Genomic DNA, 20,771 nt, shown 5'->3' with positions numbered 1-20,771 from the left:
CAGACCCGCACTCGCCTCCGGAGGCCCCGCCTTGAGCGACCAGCCGTTCGCGCATCTGCACGTCCACACCGAGTACTCGATGCTGGACGGTGCCGCCCGGCTGAAGCAGATGTTCAAGGAGGTCGAGCGGCTGGGCCAGACCCACGTCGCGATGACCGACCACGGGAACATGTACGGCGCCGCCGAGTTCCACAAGCAGGCCACCGCCGCCGGGATCACCCCGGTGATCGGCATCGAGGCGTACGTCGCGCCGGAGTCCCGGTCCAACACCAAGCGCATCCTGTGGGGCCAGCCGCACCAGAAGCGGGACGACGTCTCCGCGTCCGGTGCCTACACCCACAAGACCATCTGGGCCCGGAACAAGGAGGGCCTGCACAACCTCTTCAAGCTGACCTCGCGCTCCTACTCCGAGGGCTGGCTGGTGAAGTGGCCCCGGATGGACAAGGAGCTGATCTCCGACCTGTCCGGCGGCCTGATGGCCACCACCGGCTGCCCCTCCGGCGAGGTGCAGACCCGGCTGCGGCTGGGCCAGTTCGACGAGGCGCTGAAGTCCGCCGCCGACTACCAGGAGATCTTCGGCAAGGAGAACTACTTCCTGGAGCTGATGGACCACGGCCTCGACATCGAGAAGCGGGTCCGCGACGGGCTGCTGGAGATCAGCAAGAAGCTGAACATCCCCCCGGTGGTCACCAACGACTCGCACTACACCACCGAGGCCGACGCCGGGGCGCACGACCTGCTGCTCTGTGTGCAGACCGGCAAGAACCTCTCGGACCCGGACCGCTTCCGCTTCGACGGCACCGGCTACTACATCAAGTCCGCCGCCGAGATGTACGCGCTGGACTCCTCGGACGCCTGGCAGGAGGGCTGCCGCAACAGCCAGCTGCTGGTCGCCCAGCGGGTCGACACCGCCGGCATGTTCGAGTTCCGCAACCTGATGCCGCGCTTCCCGATCCCGGAGGGCTTCGAGTCCGAGGCGGACTTCTTCAAGGCCAAGGTCTGGGAGGGCATGGACTGGCGCTTCCCGAACGGGTACGACGAGGAGCACAAGAAGCTCGCCGAGTACGAGATGGACACCATCATCCAGATGGGGTTCCCGGCGTACTTCCTCGTGGTCGCGGACTTCATCATGTGGGCCAAGAGCCAGGGCATCGCGGTGGGCCCGGGCCGTGGTTCCGCAGCCGGTTCGCTGGTCGCCTACGCGATGGGCATCACCGACCTCGACCCCATCCCGCACGGCCTGATCTTCGAGCGCTTCCTCAACCCCGAGCGCATCTCCATGCCCGATGTCGACATCGACTTCGACGAGCGCCGGCGCGGTGACGTGATCCGGTACGTGACCGAGAAGTGGGGATCCGACAAGGTCGCCATGATCGTCACGTACGGCACCATCAAGGCGAAGGCCGCCATCAAGGACTCCTCGCGGGTCCTCGGCTACCCGTACGCGATGGGCGACCGGATCACCAAGGCGATGCCGCCGGACGTGATGGGCAAGGGCATCCCGCTGTCCGGCATCACCGACTCCTCGCACCCGCGCTACAGCGAGGCCGGCGAGATCCGCGGGCTGTACGAGACCGACCCGGACGTGAAGAAGGTCATCGACACCGCCCGCGGCATCGAGGGCCTGATCCGCCAGCCCGGTGTGCACGCCGCCGGCGTCATCATGTCCGCCGAGCCGCTGACCGACCACATCCCGGTCTGGACCCGGCACACCGACGGCGTCACCATCACGCAGTTCGACTACCCCACCTGTGAGGGCCTCGGCCTTCTCAAGATGGACTTCCTCGGCCTGCGCAACCTGACGATCATGGACGACGCCGTCAAGGCGATCGAGAAGAACAAGGGCATCAAGATCAACCTGCTTGATCTGCCCCTGGACGACAAGCCGACCTACGAACTGCTCGCGCGCGGCGACACGCTCGGCGTCTTCCAGCTCGACGGCGGCCCCATGCGCTCGCTGCTGCGGCTGATGAAGCCCGACAACTTCGAAGACATCTCCGCCGTGCTGGCGCTGTACCGCCCGGGCCCGATGGGCGTCAACTCGCACACCAACTACGCGCTGCGCAAGAACGGGCAGCAGGAGATCACCCCGATCCACCCGGAGCTGGAGAAGCCCCTGGAGGAGATCCTCAAGCCGACCTACGGCCTGATCGTCTACCAGGAGCAGGTGCAGAAGGCCGCGCAGATCCTGGCCGGGTACTCGCTCGGCCAGGCCGACCTGCTGCGCCGCGCGATGGGCAAGAAGAAGAAGGAGATCCTGGAGGCCGAGTTCGTGCCCTTCCAGAAGGGCTGCCGCGAGCACGGCTACTCCGACGCGGCCATCCAGGCGGTGTGGGACGTCCTGGTCCCCTTCTCCGGCTACGCGTTCAACAAAGCGCACACCGCCGGGTACGGGCTGGTCTCGTACTGGACGGCCTACCTCAAGGCGAACTACCCGGCCGAGTACATGTCCGGCCTGCTGACGTCCGTCAAGGACGACAAGGACAAGTCGGCGATCTACCTCAACGAGTGCCGGAAGATGGGCATCCAGGTGCTGCCGCCGGACGTCAACGAGTCGGACTCGGACTTCACCCCGCACGGTGACACCCTCGTACGGTTCGGCCTGACGGCCATCCGCAACGTCGGTGGGCCGGTGGTCGAGTCGATGATCCGCACCCGGAAGTCGAAGGGGAGGTTCAGCTCCTTCCCGGACTTCCTGGACAAGGTCGAGTCGGTGGTCTGCAACAAGCGGACCGTCGAATCGCTGATCAAGGCGGGCTCCTTCGACTCGCTCGGGCACACCCGCAAGGGGCTGACCGCGCAGTTCGAGCCGATGATCGACAACGTCGTCGGCGTCAAGCGCAAGGAGGCCGAGGGGCAGTTCGACCTCTTCGGCGGCGACGCGGTGAGCGACGAGCCGAGCTTCGGCCTCGACGTGGTCTTCTCCGAGGAGGAGTGGGAGAAGGCCTTCCTGCTCACCCAGGAGCGGGAGATGCTGGGCCTGTACGTCTCCTCCCACCCGCTGCACGGCATCGAGCACGTGCTCGCCGACAAGGCGGACTGCGCGGTGGCCGACCTCGCCGAGCGGCCGGACGGATCCATCGTCACCATCGGCGGCATCATCTCGGGCCTGCAGCGCAAGATGACCAAGCAGGGCAACGCCTGGGCGATCGCGACGGTCGAGGACCTGGCGGGCTCGATCGACTGCATGTTCTTCCCGGCCAGCTACCAGCTGGTGTCGTCCCAACTCGCCGAGGACGCCGTGGTGTTCGTGCGCGGCAAGCTGGACAAGCGGGAGGACGTGCCGCGGCTGATGGGGATGGAGCTGTCCGTCCCGGACCTGTCGAACGCGCACGCCGAGGCGCCGATCGTCATCAACATCCCGAGCGTGAAGATCACCCCGCCGCTGATCGCCCGGCTCGGCGAGGTGCTGGGCAGCCACAAGGGCACCACGGAGGTGCGGGTGCGGCTGGAGGGCCGGAACAAGACGACCGTGCTGCGGCTGGACCGGCACCGGGTGAAGTCGGACCCGGCGCTGTTCGGGGACCTGAAGCAGCTGCTCGGGCCGAGCTGCCTGGCGGGCTGAGCCGGTGACCGATCCCCCGGTGCCCGGTCGACGGGCGCAGGGGGATCAGCCGTGTCCGCCCAGGCCCGGCGGGATGGCCGTGTGCAGGGCCGAGACGAAGGCCGAGACGGCCGGGTGGGAGCCGGCGCCCGCGCGGAAGGCGGCCCGGGTGCGGCGGTACATCGGCAGCCGGGTGAGGACCACGCCGGGCGGGGGCTGCGCGGTGCCCAGCTGCGGGACGAGCGCGACGCCCTGGCCGGCCGCCACCAGGGCCAGGACGGTCGCGAAGTCGTCGATCTGGTGCCGGATCCGGGGCGCGAACCCGGCGGACTCGCAGGCCCGGACGGCCATGCTGTGGCAGAGCGTGCCCGGCGGGGCCATGATCCACGGCGCGCCGCGCTGCTCGGCGACCGTGCCGGGGGTGCGGGCCGCCAGGTACATCGGCTCGGTGAACACCGGGCGGGTCATCGCCAGGCCCGGCTCCGGATCGGCCGGGACCAGGTCGTACTCGTGGACCAGGGCGACGTCCAGCTCGCCCGCGCGCAGCGCCGCCCCGACGCCCGCCGGATCCACCTCGGCGACCATCGGCTCCAGGCCCGGGTGCCAGGCGGCCAGCTCGGCCAGCACCGCGGGGATGATCGCGCGGGCCGCCGACGGGTAGGTGCCGATCCGCAGCGGGCCGGCCAACCCCCTTCGCGCGTGGGCGAGTTCGGCGCCGGCCTGTTCCAGCAGGGCGAGCACCGCCTCGGCGTGCCGGACCAGGTTCCGCCCGGCCGGGGTGAGCGCGACCCGCCGCCCGGTGCGCTCCAGGAGCGGTACGCCGGCCTCCTTCTCCAGGACGGACAGCTGCTGGGACACCGCCGATGGGCTGAAGGAGAGCGCCTCGGCGACGGCGGCGATCGTGCCGAGGTGGGCGAGTTCGCGCAGCAGGCGCAGGCGTCGGACGTCGAGCATCGGCTCAGCTTACGAGAAGCGTCGGAAATGTGAACTGGACCTGGGTGATCGGCGGGCCGCAGGATCGTGGTCATGGAACTCACCGGTATCCACGTGCCCCTGATCACGCCCTTCGCCACGGACGGCTCGGTCGCGCTGGACGCGCTGGCCGGGCTGGCCGACGAACTGCTGGCGGCCGGCGCGGCCGGACTGGTCGCCCTCGGCACCACCGGCGAGCCCGCCGCGCTGAGCGAGGACGAGCGGTGGGCGGTGGTCGAGGTGGCCGCGGCCGCCTGCGCCGCGCGCGGGGCCCGGCTGACCGTCGGCGCGCACGGCGGCGACACCCGCTCCACCGCCGAGTCGCTGGCCGCGCTCGGTGCGCGGGTGCCGCAGGCCGCGGCCGCGCTGGTCACCGTCCCGGCCTTCCTGCGGCCGGGCGAGGCCGGGACGGTCGCGCACTTCCGGGCGCTGGCCGAGCGCAGCCCGCTGCCGCTGCTCGTCTACCACATCCCGTACCGCACCGGGCAGCAGCTGTCCGCCGCCGCGCTGGCCGCACTCGCCGCCGTCCCGGGCGTGGTGGGCGTCAAGTACGCGACCGGCGGGCTGGACCAGGCGGCGGTGGAACTGCTCGCCGCCGCCCCCGCCGACTTCGCGGTGCTGGCCGGCGAGGACGCCTTCCTCGCCCCGATGCTGGCGCTCGGCGCGGCCGGCGGCATCCTGGCTTCCGCTCATCTGGCCACCGCCCGGTTCGTCGAGCTGGCGGCCGCCTGGCAGGCCGGGGACGCCGACCGGGCCCGGGCGCTCGGGCGCCGGCTCACCGGGCTGGCACTGGCCGCCTTCGCCGCGCCGAACCCGACGGTGGTCAAGGGCGTGCTGCACGCCCAGGGCCGGATCCCCACCCCGGACGTCCGGCTGCCGCTGCTGCCGGCCGGGGCGGCGGAGGTCGAAGCCGCTCTGAAGCTGGCGAGTGGTCTGGACCACTAAGAGGCCTCTCACACCGTGGAACAGCAGGTCGTCCCGCCCGCGTGACAAGGCATGATGGGCAGAGTGCGGCTGTGAACAGCACCATTCAGAGGAGTAGTCGGAATGAAGATCGGCATTGTCGGCGCCACCGGCCAGGTCGGCGGCGTGGTCCGCGAGATCCTGGCGGAGCGTGGCTTCCCGGTTGAGCAGCTGCGGCTGTTCGCCTCGGCCCGCTCGGCCGGACGCACCCTGCCCTGGCAGGGCACCGAGGTCACCGTCGAGGACGCGGCCACGGCCGACTACGCCGGCCTGGACATCGTGATCTTCTCGGCCGGCGGCTCCACCTCCAAGGCCCTCGCCCCCAAGGCCGCCGCGGCCGGCGCCGTCGTCATCGACAACTCCTCCGCCTGGCGCCGCGACCCCGAGGTCCCGCTGGTCGTCTCCGAGGTCAACCCCGGCGCCATCGCCGACCGGCCCAAGGGCATCATCGCCAACCCGAACTGCACCACCATGGCCGCCATGCCCGTGCTGCGCCCGCTGCACGAGGAGGCCGGCCTCGCCGCGCTCGTCGTCTCCACCTACCAGGCCGTCTCCGGCAGCGGCGTGGCCGGCGTGGCCGAGCTGCAGGACCAGGCCGCCAAGGTCGTCGACGGCGCCGCCGCGCTCGCCCACGACGGTTCCGCCGTCGAGTTCCCCGAGCCCAAGGTCTACCAGCGCCCGATCGCCTTCAACGTGGTGCCGCTGGCCGGCTCCATCGTCGAGGACGGCTCCAACGAGACCGACGAGGAGCAGAAGCTCCGCCACGAGAGCCGCAAGATCCTCGGCATCCCGGACCTCAAGGTCGCCGGCACCTGCGTGCGCGTCCCGGTCTTCTCCGGCCACTCACTGCAGATCAACGCCCGCTTCGAGCGTCCGATCAGCCCCGAGCGCGCCGCCGAGCTGCTCGCCGGCGCCCCCGGCGTCGAGCTGTCCGACATCCCCACCCCGCTCCAGGCCGCCGGCCGGGACCCGAGCTACGTCGGCCGCATCCGGGCGGACGAGACGGTCGAGAACGGCCTGTCGCTGTTCGTGTCCAACGACAACCTGCGCAAGGGCGCCGCGCTCAACGCCGTGCAGCTGGCCGAGCTGGTCGCCGCCGAACTCAAGGGCTGAACCCGCCCGCCACCCCCGGCGTGACCTCGGGCGGGCCCCGTCGTTGAACGGGGCCCGCCTTGGCGTTCCGTTGGGGCGGCTGTTGCGGTACCGGGACATCCGCCGAGGTTCGGCACGCGAACCAGGGGTAAAAGGTGACCCAACGATCGGGCGGCCACGGGGGCCCCTCACCCCACCACGCCCGGACGGCGGGCGGATCCGCGCCCACCCGGCCCGACCCCCGAGGGCGAGCGGAAAGAGGTGCGCGATGGACCGCTGTGTCGTCCTGGTGGACGCCGGATACCTGCTGGGCGCCGCCGCCAGCCTGCTCGCCGGGGACCCGTCCCGTTCCCGGGTCACCGTCGACCACGCCGCGCTGATCGCCGCGCTGCGCGAACGCGCCGAGGCGGAGACCGGGCTGCCGTTGCTGCGCATCTACTGGTTCGACGCCGCGCCCGACCGGCGCCCGATGCCCGAACACCGCCGGCTGCGCGTGCTGCCCCGGGTCACCGTGCGGCTCGGCGCCCTCACCCGCGCCGAGGGGCGCTGGGTGCAGAAGGGCGTGGACGCCGCCATGCACGCCGAACTCTCCGAACTCGCCCGCAACCGGGCCTGCGCCGACGTCGTGCTGATCACCGGAGACGGCGACCTGCTGCCCGGCATGATGACCGCCAAGGAGCACGGCGTGGCCGTCCACCTGTGGGCGCTGCAGGCCGCCGACGGCGACTTCAACCAGTCCGAGGACCTGGTCGGCGAGGCGGACGAGCGGCGGGTGCTCGACCGCGAGTGGATCGAGGGCCCCTTCAGCCTCCGCGAGAACGCCAGCGTCTTCCCGGCGCCCGGCCCCCGCCAGGAGATCGCCAAGATCCTCGCCGCCCCGCCCGCCGTGGCGCCCCCGGTCGTCCAGCCGGCCGCCGTCGTCCCCGCGGCCGCCGGGGCCCCGGCCGTCCACGGGCGGACCCAGCCGGCCGCCGCGCTCAAGGTCGTCCCCACCCCCAAGGACCTGGCCGGGCGCGCCTCCGCCGTCACCCCGGCCGTCAACGGGCACGGCCCCAACGGGCACGGCCCCAACGGGCACGTCAACGGACACGGTGCGGGCGTGACCGGCTCCAACGGGCACGCGATCGGCGGGACGGGCGCCGCCGGGCAGGCCGGCCCGGTGCTGCGCTGGTCCTCCGACCGCGGCTGGGTCGACCGACCCACCCCCGAACCAGCCGTCACCGCCGGCGACAGCCTGCCAACCCTCGCCCAGCTCACCACCGCCGAACAGCGCTGGGTCGACCGGGAGGAGGACATCACCTCCATCGGCGGTGACGCCCACGAGGTCGGCCAGGTGTTCGCCCGCCGCTGGAGCGAACGCCTCGGCGACGTCGAACGGCTCACCGTGCTCTGGCCCGACTACCCGCGCATCCCGCACCGGGTCGACGGCGAACTGCTCCGCTACGCCGCCCGCTTCGGGCTGCTCGCGCACAAGGACGACCAGATCGACGAGCACGACCGCTACGCCATCCGGGCCGGATTCTGGAAGGAACTCGCCGCCCGGGTGCCCGGCGGATCGATGGTCGTGGACGACTGACGGCCGGCCGGGCCCGGCGCGGCCCGGCTCGGTCCGACGGGCCGGCTCGGCCTGGCGGAAGCCGGCTGGGCCGGGGGCGGCCCGGGGCCGGCCCGGAGTCGGTTTTCGGTGATCAGGCCCCCTTGTCCGGTTCGCCCGCGCGAGCGCGTAAAGTCTTCGGTCGTGAGCGAGACGGCAGGGCGAGCACCCAAGGACACCCCGCCGTGCGTCGCCGTGCGCGACCTCGTACGGACCTACCGCACCGGGCGCGGAGCCGCCGCCACCGTGATCCGGGCCAACGACGGGATCAGCCTCACCGTCCGTCAGGGCGAGATCTTCGGGCTGCTCGGACCCAACGGGGCCGGCAAGTCCACCCTGGTCCGCCAACTCACCGGCCTGCTGCGCCCCGACGCCGGCTCGATCGAGCTCCTCGGCCACGACGTCGTCCGCCACCCCGAACGGGCCGCCCGGTTGCTCGGCTACCTCGGCCAGGAGTCCAGCGCCCTCGACGAACTGACCGTCGCGCTCGCCGCCGAGACCACCGGACGGCTGCGCGGGCTCACCCGGGCCCAGGCCCGCGCCGAGGCCGCCGACGTCCTCGCCGAACTCGGGCTGGAGCCCATCGCCCAGCGGCCGCTCGCCAAGCTCTCCGGTGGCCAGCGCCGGCTCGCGTGCGTCGCCGCCGCCCTGGTCGGGGAGCGGCCGCTGCTCGTCCTGGACGAGCCCACCACCGGCATGGACCCGGTCGCCCGGCGGGCCGTCTGGAGCGCCGTCGACCGGCGGCGCACCGAGCGCGGCGCGACCGTGCTGCTGGTCACCCACAACGTCATCGAGGCGGAGACCGTGCTCGACCGGGTCGCCGTGGTCGACGACGGGCGGGTGATCGCCTGCGACACCCCCGGCGGGCTCAAGGCCCTCGTCGACGGCAACGTCCGGCTCGACCTGGTCTGGCGGGACGAGGCGCCGATCGCCGTCCCGGCCGTCGCCGCACTCGCCGAACGGGCCGAGCGCACCGGCCGCCGCTGGACCGTCCGCACCACCCCCGAACAGGCCCGCGAACTGGTCGCCGCCGTCACCACCGGCCCGGCCTTCGCCGCCCTCGACGACTTCACCCTCGCCACCCCGAGCCTTGAGGACGCCTACCTCAAGCTCGGGGGCCGCCACGGAGGACTGGCCAAGTGACGCTGCTCTCGGTGCCGCCGCAGGCCACCGCCCCCGCGACCGGCGGCGCACCCGCCCCGCTCGCCCCGGCGGCCCGGCTGCTGCCCGCGCTCGCCGCCGTCTACCGGGCCCAGCTCGCCCGGGCCAAGGTCGCGCGGATCCCGCTGCTGTTCGTCGCCACCTTCCAGTCCGTCGGCATCCTGGTGATGATGCGGGGGGTGGTGGACGCCGGGCAGACCTCGGCCGCGCGGTCGGTGGTGGCGGGCTCCAGCGTGCTGGTGGTGGCGTTCGTCGCGCTCAACCTGCTCGCCCAGTACTTCGGCCGGCTGCGGGCCACCGGCGGGCTCGACCACTACGCCACGCTGCCCGTGCCCGCCGCCTCGGTGGTGCTCGGTGCGGCCGCCGCGTACGCCTCGTTCACGCTGCCGGGCACGGTCGCCACGGCGGCCTTCGGCGCGGTGATGTTCGGGCTGCCGCTCGGGCAGCTGTGGGTGCTGCTGGCGGTCGTCCCGCTCGCCGGGGCCGCCCTGTCCGGGCTCGGCGCCGCCTGCGGGCTGCTCGCACCCCGCCAGGAGATCGCCACCATGCTCGGGCAGCTCGGCATGTCGGCGGCGCTGCTGCTCGGCGTGCTGCCGGTCGACCACCTGCCGCAGCCGGTGCTGTGGCTGCGGGACCTGCTGCCGTCCACGTACGGCGTGGAGGCCTTCGCCGAGACCTTCACGCCCGACCCGGACTGGGTGCTGGTCGCAGGGGACCTGGCGGTCTGCGCGGGCGTCGGCGTGGTGTCGCTGGCGATCGCCACCTGGGCGTACCGGCGGGCCGTCTCGCGGTAGGGCGTGTCTGAGTCCGCCGCCGAGAGGCACGGGCGAAGGCTCGTCCGGGCCGCGATCGTGAAACGATGGGGCCTGTGACCGTACCGAACACGCCTCCGGATCCCACCCGCGCCGACGCGGACGCGGTGCCGGACGCCACCCCCAACCCGTTCGCGCCGCCGCCGGCCCCGGACGCCGGGACGCCGCCGACCGGCCTCGCGGTGGCACAGTCGCCGGAGCCCAGGCTCCTGGAGCGGCTGCTGCCGGAGCTGCGGATCGGCGCGGGCACGGTACTGGCCTGCATCGTGGTCGGGCTGGTGATGGCGGGGCTGTGGGTCTGGCTGGCGCCCAAGGTGCCGCTGGTCGTGGACGGCGACCGGATCCTCTACGCCGACCCGGAAGGCGAGCAGCGGGCGGGGGCCGACGCGGTCTTCGTCCTGATCGGGCTCGGCGCGGGCATCCTGACCGCGCTCGGGGCCTTCCTGATCACCCGGCGGCGCGGCGGTGGCATCGCGGTCGCGGTCGGGCTGGTGGTCGGCGGACTGCTCGGGTCGGTCGGCGCCTGGCGCCTCGGGCGGTGGCTCGGGCCCAGCGACAACCTGATCGCCGAGGCCCGGCGGGTCGGCAACGGCGGGCACTTCGACGCGAGTATCGACCTGGGCGCGATGGGCGCGCTGGTGGTGTGGCCGATGACGGCGATGGTGGTGCTGCTGGCGCTGTCGGCGGCGTTCGGGAAGCGGGAGCAGGACCCGCCGCCGTACTGGGCGGGGCCGTACGGACAGCTGCCGCAGACCCCCGAGGCTCCGGCCGCCCCTGAGCCGCCGGCCGCTCCCGAGGCTCCGGCCGCTCCCGCGGTGGGCGGGGAGCAGCCGGTTTCGGACGGCGCCGCGCGGCCGGGGGACCGGGGACCGGGCTGAGCGGGCCGGACTGAGCGGGGCGCCCCCGGCCTTCGCAAGGGGGCGCGAGGGGGCGCGAGAGCCGACCGGGCGGGCCCGGTCGGCTCAGCGCGCGATGGGGGCGGTGTGGGCCCCGGTGAGGGCCACCAGGTCGCCGGGGGCGAGTTCGACCTCCAGGCCGCGGCGGCCGGCGGAGACGTAGACGGTGGGGTGCGTGAGGGCGCTGGCGTCGACGACGGTGCGCAGCGCCCGGCGCTGGCCCAGCGGGGAGATCCCGCCGCGGACGTAGCCGCTGCTGCGCTCGGCGGCGGCCGGGTCGGCCATGGCGGCGCGCTTGCCGCCCACGGCCGCCGCGAGGGCCTTGAGGTCGAGCCGGCCGGCGACCGGGACCACGCCGACGATGAGGACGCCGTCCACGTCCGCGACCAGCGTCTTGAAGACCCGCTCGGCGGCGACGCCCAGGGCCTCGGCGGCCTCGCCGCCGTAGGAGGCGGCGGCCGGGTCGTGCTCGTAGGCGTGCACGCTGAACGGGACGGCGGCGGTCTCCAGGGCGACGGTGGCAGGGGTGCCCTGCGCGCCCTTCTTCGCTTTCTTCGCCATGCGCGGGTCCTGGGCTAGTTGGGGCTGAACGACTGGCGGGTGAGGTCGACCGCGGGCAGCGACGGCAGCCAGCTGAGCACGGCGCTCTCGCGGCGCAGCAGGTCGAGTTCGGTGCGCAGCCGCTGGGCGGTGTCCGGGCAGGCCAGCAGCTGCTGCTTGACCGGGGTCTCGAACACGGACGCGGCGGCGACCAGGTAGGAGAGCACCTGCGGGTCGTCGGGGAGTTCCTGGCGTCCGACGGTGCTGGCCTCGCGGGCGCCGGCCAGGCGCTTCTGGTAGACCCGGAAGGCCCGCTCGACCTCGGAGGCGAGGGCGCCGGAGCCCTCCCCGGGGCGCTCCTCGACTAGTTCGGCCTCGCCGGTCAGGTACGGACCGGAGACCTCCACCGAGCGGAGCCGGAACCGGGTGGTGCCGGTGACCAGGAGCTCGTAGCGTCCGTCGGGCTGCTCCTGGACGGACGCGACGTCGGCGACGCAGCCGATGTGGAAGATCGCCTCCAGCGGGTCCCCGGTGGCGGTGCCGAGGCCGTCGAGCGGCCCGGCCGGACCTTCCTCCGGGCGGACCGGGGCGACCTCACGGCCGTCCTTGATGGCGAGCACGCCGAAGCGGCGGGGGGTGTCGGCCGGGAGTGCGAGCAGGTCGGCGACGAGACGGCGGTAGCGCTCCTCGAAGACGTTCAGGGGCAGCACGAGGCCCGGGTAGAGCACGTTGTTCAGCGGGAAGAGCGGCAGCCGTTCTGTCACGGCGGACAGCGTAGTTCCCCGGGCGGGCGTGGTGCGTCGCGGTTATCCCCGCGGGGAGGCGGTCATCCCCGCTGGAGCATCCGGGAGGCGCCCGCGACGACGGTGGTCGCGAGCAGCCAGCCGACGATCACCAGCCCGGCGGAGACGTACTGGCTGAGGCCGCCGGGGTTCCAGCCCTGCTGGCCGAGGTCGACGACCGGGATCAGCTGGCTGAGCGTGTACAGCACCGGGTTCCAGTGCGGGCGCTCGTCGAGCTTCAGCGGCTCCGGCTGGTGGGTGGCGAACCAGGCGCTGCCCAGGGCCCAGGCGAGCAGCAGCCACAGGCCGGCCCGGCCGGGGCGGTAGCCGTAGCCGACGGTGGCGTCCTGGACCCGGCCCCAGATCCGGGCGGGCAGCGGGAGGGTCTGGCGGCGGCGGCGCTGCTTGGCGTACAGCACCTCGCGGGCGTCGTCGTCGGCGCCGTCGCGGCGCAGGGCGGCGGCGAGCTGCTCGTAGGACTCGGGCTGGAAGTCGGCGGAGGCGCCCTCCAGCCAGGCGATCCGCTGCTGGACGGTGAACGGCGCGGCGGGGCGCAGGTTCTCGTAGACGAAGCCGGTCAGTCCGAGGTGCTTGCCGCGCGGCCAGGCCTCCGGGGTGTCGACCAGGTTGCCGACCCGGGCGCGGGTGAGCGAGACCGGGCCGGTGGGGCGCACCCGGCAGGCGAAGCGCAGTTCGGGGGTGTGGATGCGGCGCAGCGAGAGCTCGTCGTCACCCTCCAGGTGGAATTCGCCGGAGATCAGGCAGGCCCCGTCGAACCGGGCGTCGGAGAGCCGCACCTGGCCGTAGGCGCGGAACGGGGTGCTGGGCGCGCCGGGCGGGGCCACCTGGCCGTAGCCGGAGCCGTAGTAGCTGCGGGAGCCGCTCCACCCGGCGTCGGCCGAGCTGGTCAGGTAGCAGGTGTGGCCGACGGTGATGCGGACGGCGTTGAGGCAGATGCGGTTCTGCGGGACGGCGTGCAGCTGGGCCCCGCGCAGCGAGAACCGGCCGCCGATCCGGGTGGTGCGCAGGCTCAGCTCGCCGTGGACCTCGATCCGGTCGGCCTCGAAGTCCTGGTGGACCGCCATCCCGTCGGCGGAGACCGCGCGGCCGAAGCGGTCGCAGCCGAGGACGGTCTGGTTGAGCAGCAGGTCGGTGCCGATCTTGGCGTCGGTGAGCCGTATGCCCTCGGGTATCCGGCAGCGGGCCAGGTGGAGGTCGCCGGTGGTGGCGAGCCGGGAGGCCTCCATGCGGGGGATCAGACAGCGGACGAAGCGCAGGGTGCTGGCCCCGGCCTCGGAGATCAGGATCTTCTGCTCGAACCGGCAGTCGCGGAGTTCGACGTAGTGGCCGATGTCGCCGCCGGCCAGGTTGAGCGCGCCGGTGACCGACACGCCGTTGAGCCGCAGTGAGGCGACCCGCCCGGTGGCGGCGGCCGGGCCGGCCAGCAGCAGGTGGGCCAGGACCCTGGCCCGGACGGTGCGCCCGGGGCCCCAGACGGCGTCACCGAAGGGGTCGTCGGTGTCGGCGTCGCCGCTGCGCCGGTCGAACACGTTGCCGCGGCGGAAGGCCTCCCAGAGCTCACGCTCGGTGTCGGTCCAGCCCTCCGGAGCCTGCTCCACCATGGTTTCCCCCGCCCCCCCGGTCGTCTCGCCTTTCGTATCACGGAGTGAAATACGGGACCAGTGGTTCCGGCCACTCCTTACACTGGGTGGCGTGATCTCTCGAATCGACCTCCGCGGCTCGCTGGACGACCCGCGTGACCTGCTGCCCCGTGCCGAGTTCGACGTGGCGGCCGCCCTGGAGAAGGTGCGGCCGATCGCCGAGGACGTACGCCATCGCGGGGTCGCGGCCGTGATCGAGATCACCGAGCGCTTCGACGGCGTCCGGCTGGAGTCGACCCGCGTCCCGGCCGAGCAGCTGACCGAGGCCCTGGAGACGCTGGACCCGAAGGTGCGGGCCGCCCTGGAGGAGTCGATCCGCCGGGCCCGCGCCGTGCACGCCGACCAGCGCCGCACCGGGCACACCACCCGGGTGGTGCCGGGCGGCACGGTCACCCAGCGCTGGGTGCCGGTGGAGCGGGTCGGCCTGTACGTGCCGGGCGGGCTGGCGGTCTACCCGTCCTCCGTGGTGATGAACGTGGTGCCGGCCCAGGAGGCGGGCGTGCGGGGCATCGCGGTGACCTCCCCGCCGCAGAAGGAGTTCGGGGGCCGCGTGCACCCGACCATCCTGGCGGCCTGCGCGCTGCTCGGCGTGGACGAGGTCTACTCCGTCGGCGGCGCCCAGGCGGTGGCGATGTTCGCGCTGGGCACCGAGGAGTGCGCGCCGGTCACCATGGTCACCGGCCCCGGCAACATCTACGTGGCCGCCGCCAAGCGCCTGTTCGCCGGCCGGATCGGCATCGACTCGGAGGCCGGCCCGACCGAGATCGCCGTCCTCGCCGACGACAGCGCGCTGGCGTCCGACGTGGCCGCCGACCTGATCAGCCAGGCCGAGCACGGCCCGACCTCCGGCTCGGTGCTGGTCACCGACTCGCCGGAGCTGGCCGAGGCGGTCGAGGCCGAGCTGGCCGTGCAGGTCGCGCGGACCAAGCACAGCGAGCGGGTGGCCGAGGCGCTGGGCGGCCGGCAGTCCGGGATCATCCTGGTCGACGACCTGGACCAGGGCCTCGCCGTGGTCAACGCCTACGCGGCCGAGCACCTGGAGATCCAGACCCGCGACCCGCACGCGGTCGCCGCCAGGGTCGTCAACGCGGGCGCGATCTTCATCGGCCGCTGGACCCCGGTCTCGCTGGGCGACTACGCGGCCGGCTCCAACCACGTGCTGCCCACCGGCGGCTGCGCCTGCCACTCCGCGGGCCTGTCCGTGCAGACCTTCCTGCGCGGCGTCCAGGTCGTCGAGTACGACCGGGACGCGCTCGCGGACGTCGCCGCGCACGTCGTCAACCTGGCCAACGCGGAGGACCTGCCGGGGCACGGCGACGCGATCAAGGCCCGATTCGATTGGACGGTGCCCGGCTCGTGACCGCTGTGACCCGCATCGACGACCTCCCCATCCGTGACGAGCTGCGCGGCCAGTCCCCGTACGGCGCACCGCAGTTGGACGTGCCCGTCCAGCTGAACACCAACGAGAACCCGTACCCGCTCCCCGAGGAGCTGGTGGCCCGGATCGCCGAGCGCGTCGCCGAGGCGGCCCGGAACCTCAACCGCTACCCCGACCGGGACGCGGTCGAGCTGCGCGAGGGCCTCGCGGCGTACCTGACCCGCACCACCGGCTTCCCGGTCGCGCGCGAGCAGGTCTGGGCCGCCAACGGCTCCAACGAGGTGCTCCAGCAGCTGCTGCAGACCTTCGGCGGCCCCGGCCGCAGCGCGCTCGGCTTCGAGCCCTCCTACTCGATGCACGCGCTGATCTCCCGGGGCACCGGCACCGAGTGGATCTCCGGTCCGCGGAGCGACGACTTCACCATCGACCTGGACGCCGCCGTCACCGCGATCGCCGAGCACCGGCCGAACGTGGTCTTCGTCTGCTCGCCGAACAACCCGACCGGCACCGCCGTCGCCGCCGACACCGTGCTCCGGCTGTACGAGGCCGCGCAGGCCGCCGGGCCCAGCCTGGTGGTCGTCGACGAGGCGTACGTCGAGTTCTCGCACCGCGCCTCGCTGCTGCCGCTCATCGAGGGCCGCCCCAACCTGGTGGTCAGCCGCACCATGTCGAAGGCCTTCGGCGCGGCCGGGCTGCGGCTGGGCTACCTGGCCGGCGACCCGGCGGTGGTGGACGCGGTGCAGCTGGTCCGCCTGCCCTACCACCTGTCGGCCGTCACCCAGGCCACCGCGCTGGCCTGCCTGGAGCACACCGACACCCTGCTCGGCTACGTCGGCCGGCTCAAGGCGGAGCGCGACCGGCTGGTGGACGCGCTGCGCGGGCTCGGCCTGGAGGTCACCGACTCGGACGCCAACTTCGTCCAGTTCGGCCGCTTCGCCGACACCCACGCCGTCTGGCAGGCCATCCTCGACCAGGGCGTCCTGGTCCGTGACAACGGCGTCCCCGGGTGGCTGCGCGTCACCGCCGGCACGCCCGCCGAGAACGACGCCTTCCTGGACGCCGTTCGCACCGTGATCAAGGAGCTGTAACCCCGTATGTCCCGCATCGGACGCGTTGAGCGCACCACCAAGGAGACCTCGGTCCTGGTCGAGATCGATCTCGACGGCACCGGAAGGACCGACATCTCCACGGGCGTCGGGTTCTACGACCACATGCTCGACCAGCTCGGCCGCCACGGTCTGTTCGACCTCACCGTCAAGACCGACGGCGACCTGCACATCGACACCCACCACACCATCGAGGACACCGCCCTCGCGCTGGGCGCCGCCTTCAAGCAGGCGCTCGGCGACAAGGTCGGCATCTACCGCTTCGGCAACTGCACGGTGCCGCTGGACGAGTCGCTCGCCCAGGTCACCGTGGACCTCTCCGGCCGGCCCTACCTGGTGCACACCGAGCCCGAGAACATGGCGCCGATGATCGGCAGCTACGACACCACGATGACCCGGCACATCCTGGAGTCCTTCGTGGCCCAGGCGCAGATCGCGCTGCACGTCCACGTGCCGTACGGGCGCAACGCCCACCACATCGTGGAATGCCAGTTCAAGGCGCTGGCCCGGGCCCTGCGCTACGCCTCCGAGCGCGACCCGCGCGCGGCCGGCATCCTCCCCTCGACCAAGGGTGCACTGTGAGCAAGGCTGCCCTCGCCCTCATCTTCGTCGGCCTCTTCCTGGCCGGCGGCGTGATCTCGTTCTGGAAGCAGAAGCTGCCCAAGGGCGTCATCCTGGTGCTCGCGTTCGGCTCGGTGATGTGCCTGGCCGCCGGCATCATGCGCCTCTAGCCACGTGGGCTCCGGACACGTAGAGAGACTGGACACCTGAACATGGGCAAGAACGTCGTCGTCCTCGACTACGGGTCGGGCAACCTCCGCTCGGCGCAGCGCGCGCTCGAACGGACCGGGGCGGACGTCACCGTCACCTCCGACTACGACACCGCGATGAACGCGGACGGCCTGCTCGTCCCCGGCGTCGGTGCCTTCGAGGCCTGCATGCGCGGCCTGAAGGCCGTCCGCGGTGACTGGATCATCGACCGCCGGCTCGCCGGGGGCCGCCCCGTCATGGGCATCTGCGTCGGCATGCAGATCCTCTTCGAGAAGGGGGTCGAGCACGGCGTGGAGACGGCCGGCTGCGACGAGTGGCCGGGCACCGTCGAACCGCTGGAGGCCCCGGTCATCCCGCACATGGGCTGGAACACCGTGGACGTGCCCGAGGGCAGCCGGATGTTCGCCGGCCTCGACCCGCAGAGCCGCTTCTACTTCGTGCACTCCTACGGCGTGCGGCACTGGGAGCTGGAGACCCACAGCGCGCGGATCCACCCCCCGCTCGTCACCTGGGCCACGCACGGGCAGCCGTTCGTCGCGGCCGTCGAGAACGGCCCGCTCTGGGCCACCCAGTTCCACCCCGAGAAGTCCGGCGACGCCGGTGCCGCCCTCCTGACCAACTGGGTCGACACCCTCTGACGACCCTCTGACGACAGAAGAGTTAAGACTATGAGCCTCGAACTGCTTCCCGCCGTCGACGTCCGGGACGGCCAGGCCGTCCGCCTGGTCAAGGGCGCCTCCGGCACCGAGACCTCCTTCGGCGAGCCGCTGGCCGCCGCCCTCGCCTGGCAGAACGCCGGCGCCGAGTGGCTGCACCTGGTGGACCTCGACGCCGCCTTCGGCACCGGCACCAACTACGAGCTGCTGCGCGAGGTCACCGGCCGCCTCGACATCAAGGTCGAGCTGTCCGGCGGCATCCGCGACGACGAGTCGCTCGCCAACGCGCTCGCCACCGGCTGCACCCGGGTCAACCTCGGCACCGCCGCGCTGGAGGCCCCCGAGTGGGTCGCCAAGGCCATCGCCGAGCACGGCGACAAGATCGCCGTCGGCCTGGACGTCGTCGGCACCACCCTGCGCGGCCGCGGCTGGACCCGCGACGGCGGCCAGCTCTTCGACGTGCTGGAGCGGCTCGACCGGGAGGGCTGCGCCCGCTACGTCGTCACCGACGTCAACCGGGACGGCACCCTGACCGGCCCCAACCTCCAGCTGCTGCGCGACGTCTGCGCCGCCACCGACCGCCCGGTCGTCGCCTCCGGCGGCGTCTCCTCGCTCGACGACCTGCGCGCCATCGCCGGTCTGGTCGGCGAGGGTGTCGAGGGCGCCATCGTGGGCAAGGCACTCTACGAGCAGAAGTTCACCCTCGAAGAGGCCCTGGAGGCGGTTTCAGGATGACGGAACGTCGGATCGTACGCGGCAGGGTCGGCGGATTCTCCCCCTGGGAGGACCAGTTCGGCTTCTCGCGGGCGGTCGCCGTGGGCGACCACGTGCACGTGGGCGGCTCCACCGCATGGGTGGACGGCCGGATCGAGCACGAGGGCGACCCCTACCGGCAGACCCTCGCCGCGTTCGGCGTCGGGCTCAGCGCCCTCGCCGCGTACGGTCTGACGGCGGAGGACGTGATCCGCACCCGGATGTACATCACCCACGTCCGCGACGCCGACGAGGTGGGCCGCGCCCACCTCCAACTCTTCGACGCCGCCCGCCCGGTGACCACCATGGTGGTGGTCGAGGGGCTGATCGACTCCCGGATGATGGTCGAGGTCGAGCTCGACGCCTATCGTGCCGGGCTGGCAAAGACCCTGGAAGGCAAACAGCCGTGACCCTCGCAGTACGTGTCATCCCCTGCCTGGACGTCGACGCCGGGCGGGTGGTGAAGGGCGTCAACTTCCAGAACCTGCGCGACGCCGGCGACCCGGTCGAGATGGCCAAGCTCTACGACGCCGAGGGCGCCGACGAGTTGACCTTCCTCGACATCACCGCCTCCGCCGGGGACCGGGAGACCACCTACGACGTGGTCCGCCGCACCGCCGAGCAGGTCTTCATCCCGCTCACCGTCGGCGGCGGCATCCGCGCCGTCGAGGACGTCGACAAGCTGCTGCGGGCCGGCGCCGACAAGGTCGGCGTCAACACCGCGGCCATCGCCCGCCCCGAGCTGGTCCGCGAGATCGCCCAGCGCTTCGGCCGGCAGGTGCTGGTGCTCTCGGTCGACGCCCGGCGCTGCCCTCCCGGTACGGAGACCGAGTCGGGCTACGAGGTCACCACCCACGGCGGGCGCCGCGGCACCGGCCTCGACGCCGTCGAATGGGCGGGCCGCGCGGCCGAGTTGGGCGCGGGCGAGATCCTGCTCAACTCGATGGACGCCGACGGCACCAAGGACGGCTACGACCTGGAGATGATCCGGGCCGTGCGCAAGGCCGTCTCCGTGCCGGTGATCGCCTCCGGCGGCGCCGGCAAGCTCGCCGACTTCGCTCCGGCCGTCGAGGCGGGCGCGGACGCGGTGCTCGCCGCGAGCGTCTTCCACTTCGGGGACCTGCGGATCGGCGAGGTCAAGAACGCGCTGCGGGAGGCCGGGCACCCGGTGCGGTGACCGTCCGTACGGCTTGCGGGCCCGCTGCGCCGGTGCGCAGCGGGCCCTCGCGCGTGCTCAGGACTGCTCGCGGGGCTCGCCCTTGATCAGCGCGAACGGCGTGCCGTGCGGATCCGCCAGCCAGGCCAGCCGGCCGACGTTGGGCACGCTCTCGGCGGGCATCAGCACCGAGCCGCCGGCCGCCGTCGCCTTCGCGATCACCGCGTCCACGTCGTCGGCGGCGAAGTACGGCGTCCAGGCGGAGGGCTGGCCCGGCTGCATGGTCGGGGCGATGCCGCCGAAACCGGTGGCCTGCTGGTCGCCCTCGGCGGTCGAGATCACCCGGTAGGCCATGCCCGGGGCCGGCTCGAAGTTCTCCACCCGCCAGCCGAACAGCGCCTGGTAGAAGCCGAACCCGGCGGCCGGGTCCGCGGTGTGCAGCTCGGCCCAGACCAGGGCGCCGTCCTCCGACACCACGTCCAGGCCGGTGGTCTTACCGGCCTGCCAGACCGCGAACCGGGCGCCCTGCGGGTCGGCGAACTGGGCGAACCACCCCTCGCCCATGACGTCCATCGGCGGCACCAGGACCGAGCCGCCGGCCTGCTCGGCGGCCTCCGCGGTGGCGGCCACGTCGGCCGTGCGGAAGTACGTCGTCCAGGTGGGCTGGTCGCCCTCGTCGAGGGGGCCGACGGCGCCGACCGTCCGGCCGTTCAGCTGGAAGAAGCCGTAGCCGCCCGCCTCCGGGCCGGCGGACTGGAACGTCCAGCCGAACACCTTGCGGTAGAACTCGGCCGTGGCGGGGATGTCCGGGCTGCCGAGGTCGATCCAGCAGGGCGCGCCGGTGGGAAAGTCGGTGGTGAGCATGAGGTGGTGCCCCTTCGACGGAAGACGTGACCAGGACGGGCCCATCGGGCGCGCACGCGCCCCCTCCCCG

20 protein-coding genes are annotated in these 20,771 nt (G+C 73.0%); 15 read left to right on the top strand and 5 right to left on the bottom strand.

Annotation, left to right across the window (positions count from 1 at the left end; translation table 11 throughout):
- Nucleotides 1–31 precede the first annotated feature (31 nt).
- Nucleotides 32–3,565 (top strand): DNA polymerase III subunit alpha, encoded by a 3,534-nt coding sequence (gene dnaE / locus P3T27_RS04530; protein ID WP_280674401.1) that lies wholly within the window; start codon nt 32–34, stop codon nt 3,563–3,565.
- A 45-nt stretch (nt 3,566–3,610) separates the two neighbouring features.
- Here the strand turns inward: dnaE and P3T27_RS04525 are convergent, their stop codons facing one another.
- Nucleotides 3,611–4,498 (bottom strand): LysR family transcriptional regulator, encoded by an 888-nt coding sequence (locus P3T27_RS04525; protein WP_280674400.1) that lies wholly within the window; start codon nt 4,496–4,498, stop codon nt 3,611–3,613.
- A gap of 72 nt (nt 4,499–4,570) precedes the next feature.
- Here P3T27_RS04525 and P3T27_RS04520 point away from each other — a divergent pair, with 72 nt between their 5' ends.
- From P3T27_RS04520 to P3T27_RS04495, 6 genes are all read left to right on the top strand, one after another.
- The gene (locus P3T27_RS04520) at nt 4,571–5,461 is read left to right on the top strand and encodes a dihydrodipicolinate synthase family protein (protein ID WP_280674399.1); all 891 of its coding nucleotides are present in this window, start codon (nt 4,571–4,573) and stop codon (nt 5,459–5,461) included.
- A 102-nt stretch (nt 5,462–5,563) separates the two neighbouring features.
- A complete protein-coding gene (locus P3T27_RS04515; RefSeq protein ID WP_280674398.1) occupies nt 5,564–6,592 on the top strand; it encodes an aspartate-semialdehyde dehydrogenase in 1,029 nt (342 codons plus the stop codon).
- Nucleotides 6,593–6,839: 247 nt separating this feature from the next.
- Nucleotides 6,840–8,147 (top strand): NYN domain-containing protein, encoded by a 1,308-nt coding sequence (locus tag P3T27_RS04510; protein ID WP_280674397.1) that lies wholly within the window; start codon nt 6,840–6,842, stop codon nt 8,145–8,147.
- A 162-nt stretch (nt 8,148–8,309) separates the two neighbouring features.
- Complete coding sequence (locus P3T27_RS04505; protein ID WP_280674396.1) at nt 8,310–9,308, top strand: ABC transporter ATP-binding protein; 999 nt, start codon at nt 8,310–8,312, stop codon at nt 9,306–9,308.
- A complete protein-coding gene (locus P3T27_RS04500) occupies nt 9,305–10,120 on the top strand; it encodes an ABC transporter permease (protein ID WP_280674395.1) in 816 nt (271 codons plus the stop codon). The genes P3T27_RS04505 and P3T27_RS04500 overlap by 4 nt, the downstream gene beginning before the upstream one ends.
- Nucleotides 10,121–10,194: 74 nt before the next feature.
- Nucleotides 10,195–11,016, top strand: coding sequence for a hypothetical protein (locus tag P3T27_RS04495; RefSeq protein WP_280674394.1), 822 nt, complete (start codon nt 10,195–10,197; stop codon nt 11,014–11,016).
- Between the two features lie 84 nt (nt 11,017–11,100).
- Here P3T27_RS04495 and ybaK read toward each other — a convergent pair whose 3' ends face one another.
- From ybaK to P3T27_RS04480, 3 genes are all read right to left on the bottom strand, one after another.
- Nucleotides 11,101–11,595, bottom strand: coding sequence for a Cys-tRNA(Pro) deacylase (gene ybaK / locus P3T27_RS04490; protein WP_280674393.1), 495 nt, complete (start codon nt 11,593–11,595; stop codon nt 11,101–11,103).
- Nucleotides 11,596–11,609: 14 nt separating this feature from the next.
- Nucleotides 11,610–12,338, bottom strand: a complete 729-nt coding sequence (locus tag P3T27_RS04485) for an LON peptidase substrate-binding domain-containing protein (protein ID WP_280674392.1) — start codon at nt 12,336–12,338, stop codon at nt 11,610–11,612.
- 62 nt (nt 12,339–12,400) lie between these two features.
- Nucleotides 12,401–13,978, bottom strand: coding sequence for an oxidoreductase (locus tag P3T27_RS04480; protein WP_280674391.1), 1,578 nt, complete (start codon nt 13,976–13,978; stop codon nt 12,401–12,403).
- A 91-nt stretch (nt 13,979–14,069) separates the two neighbouring features.
- On the opposite strand from P3T27_RS04480, the gene hisD reads away from it, so the two are divergent.
- From hisD to hisF, 8 genes are read left to right on the top strand one after another with little or no spacing between them, the layout of a single operon-like run.
- Nucleotides 14,070–15,377 (top strand): histidinol dehydrogenase, encoded by a 1,308-nt coding sequence (gene hisD / locus P3T27_RS04475; protein WP_280674390.1) that lies wholly within the window; start codon nt 14,070–14,072, stop codon nt 15,375–15,377.
- Nucleotides 15,378–15,382: 5 nt separating this feature from the next.
- A complete protein-coding gene (locus P3T27_RS04470; RefSeq protein ID WP_280674812.1) occupies nt 15,383–16,483 on the top strand; it encodes a histidinol-phosphate transaminase in 1,101 nt (366 codons plus the stop codon).
- 6 nt (nt 16,484–16,489) lie between these two features.
- Nucleotides 16,490–17,083: an imidazoleglycerol-phosphate dehydratase HisB gene (gene hisB / locus P3T27_RS04465; RefSeq protein WP_218198172.1), complete on the top strand. Its 594-nt coding sequence runs from the start codon at nt 16,490–16,492 to the stop codon at nt 17,081–17,083.
- Nucleotides 17,080–17,232 carry a hypothetical protein gene (locus P3T27_RS04460; RefSeq protein WP_280674389.1) on the top strand — a complete coding sequence of 51 codons (153 nt, stop codon included), beginning with the start codon at nt 17,080–17,082 and terminating at the stop codon, nt 17,230–17,232. Before hisB ends, P3T27_RS04460 begins: the two co-directional genes overlap by 4 nt.
- Nucleotides 17,233–17,274: 42 nt before the next feature.
- Nucleotides 17,275–17,910 (top strand): imidazole glycerol phosphate synthase subunit HisH, encoded by a 636-nt coding sequence (hisH, locus tag P3T27_RS04455; RefSeq protein ID WP_280674388.1) that lies wholly within the window; start codon nt 17,275–17,277, stop codon nt 17,908–17,910.
- A gap of 30 nt (nt 17,911–17,940) precedes the next feature.
- Nucleotides 17,941–18,663, top strand: coding sequence for a bifunctional 1-(5-phosphoribosyl)-5-((5-phosphoribosylamino)methylideneamino)imidazole-4-carboxamide isomerase/phosphoribosylanthranilate isomerase PriA (gene priA, locus P3T27_RS04450; RefSeq protein ID WP_280674387.1), 723 nt, complete (start codon nt 17,941–17,943; stop codon nt 18,661–18,663).
- A complete protein-coding gene (locus P3T27_RS04445; protein ID WP_280674386.1) occupies nt 18,660–19,091 on the top strand; it encodes a RidA family protein in 432 nt (143 codons plus the stop codon). Before priA ends, P3T27_RS04445 begins: the two co-directional genes overlap by 4 nt.
- Entirely contained in the window at nt 19,088–19,858 is a 771-nt protein-coding gene (gene hisF, locus P3T27_RS04440) for an imidazole glycerol phosphate synthase subunit HisF (RefSeq protein ID WP_280674385.1), read from the top strand. Before P3T27_RS04445 ends, hisF begins: the two co-directional genes overlap by 4 nt.
- A gap of 57 nt (nt 19,859–19,915) precedes the next feature.
- Here the strand turns inward: hisF and P3T27_RS04435 are convergent, their stop codons facing one another.
- Nucleotides 19,916–20,701 carry a VOC family protein gene (locus P3T27_RS04435; protein ID WP_280674384.1) on the bottom strand — a complete coding sequence of 262 codons (786 nt, stop codon included), beginning with the start codon at nt 20,699–20,701 and terminating at the stop codon, nt 19,916–19,918.
- Nucleotides 20,702–20,771: the final 70 nt, after the last annotated feature.

The sequence above is a fragment of the Kitasatospora sp. MAA19 genome, from assembly GCF_029894125.1.
In the GTDB taxonomy this organism is placed as follows: Bacteria; Actinomycetota; Actinomycetes; order Streptomycetales; family Streptomycetaceae; genus Kitasatospora.
Note: the sequence above shows the minus strand (reverse complement) of the source record. Positions and strands in the feature narration are given on the sequence as shown.

Coding starts and splice junctions, on each gene's coding strand:
- P3T27_RS04525 (WP_280674400.1), bottom strand. CDS start 4,498: ATGCTCGACGTCCGACGCCTGCGCCTGCTGCGCGAACTCGCCCACCTC.
- P3T27_RS04520 (WP_280674399.1), top strand. CDS start 4,571: ATGGAACTCACCGGTATCCACGTGCCCCTGATCACGCCCTTCGCCACG.
- P3T27_RS04515 (WP_280674398.1), top strand. CDS start 5,564: ATGAAGATCGGCATTGTCGGCGCCACCGGCCAGGTCGGCGGCGTGGTC.
- P3T27_RS04510 (WP_280674397.1), top strand. CDS start 6,840: ATGGACCGCTGTGTCGTCCTGGTGGACGCCGGATACCTGCTGGGCGCC.
- ybaK (WP_280674393.1), bottom strand. CDS start 11,595: ATGGCGAAGAAAGCGAAGAAGGGCGCGCAGGGCACCCCTGCCACCGTC.
- P3T27_RS04480 (WP_280674391.1), bottom strand. CDS start 13,978: ATGGTGGAGCAGGCTCCGGAGGGCTGGACCGACACCGAGCGTGAGCTC.
- hisB (WP_218198172.1), top strand. CDS start 16,490: ATGTCCCGCATCGGACGCGTTGAGCGCACCACCAAGGAGACCTCGGTC.
- hisH (WP_280674388.1), top strand. CDS start 17,275: ATGGGCAAGAACGTCGTCGTCCTCGACTACGGGTCGGGCAACCTCCGC.
- priA (WP_280674387.1), top strand. CDS start 17,941: ATGAGCCTCGAACTGCTTCCCGCCGTCGACGTCCGGGACGGCCAGGCC.
- P3T27_RS04445 (WP_280674386.1), top strand. CDS start 18,660: ATGACGGAACGTCGGATCGTACGCGGCAGGGTCGGCGGATTCTCCCCC.
- P3T27_RS04435 (WP_280674384.1), bottom strand. CDS start 20,701: ATGCTCACCACCGACTTTCCCACCGGCGCGCCCTGCTGGATCGACCTC.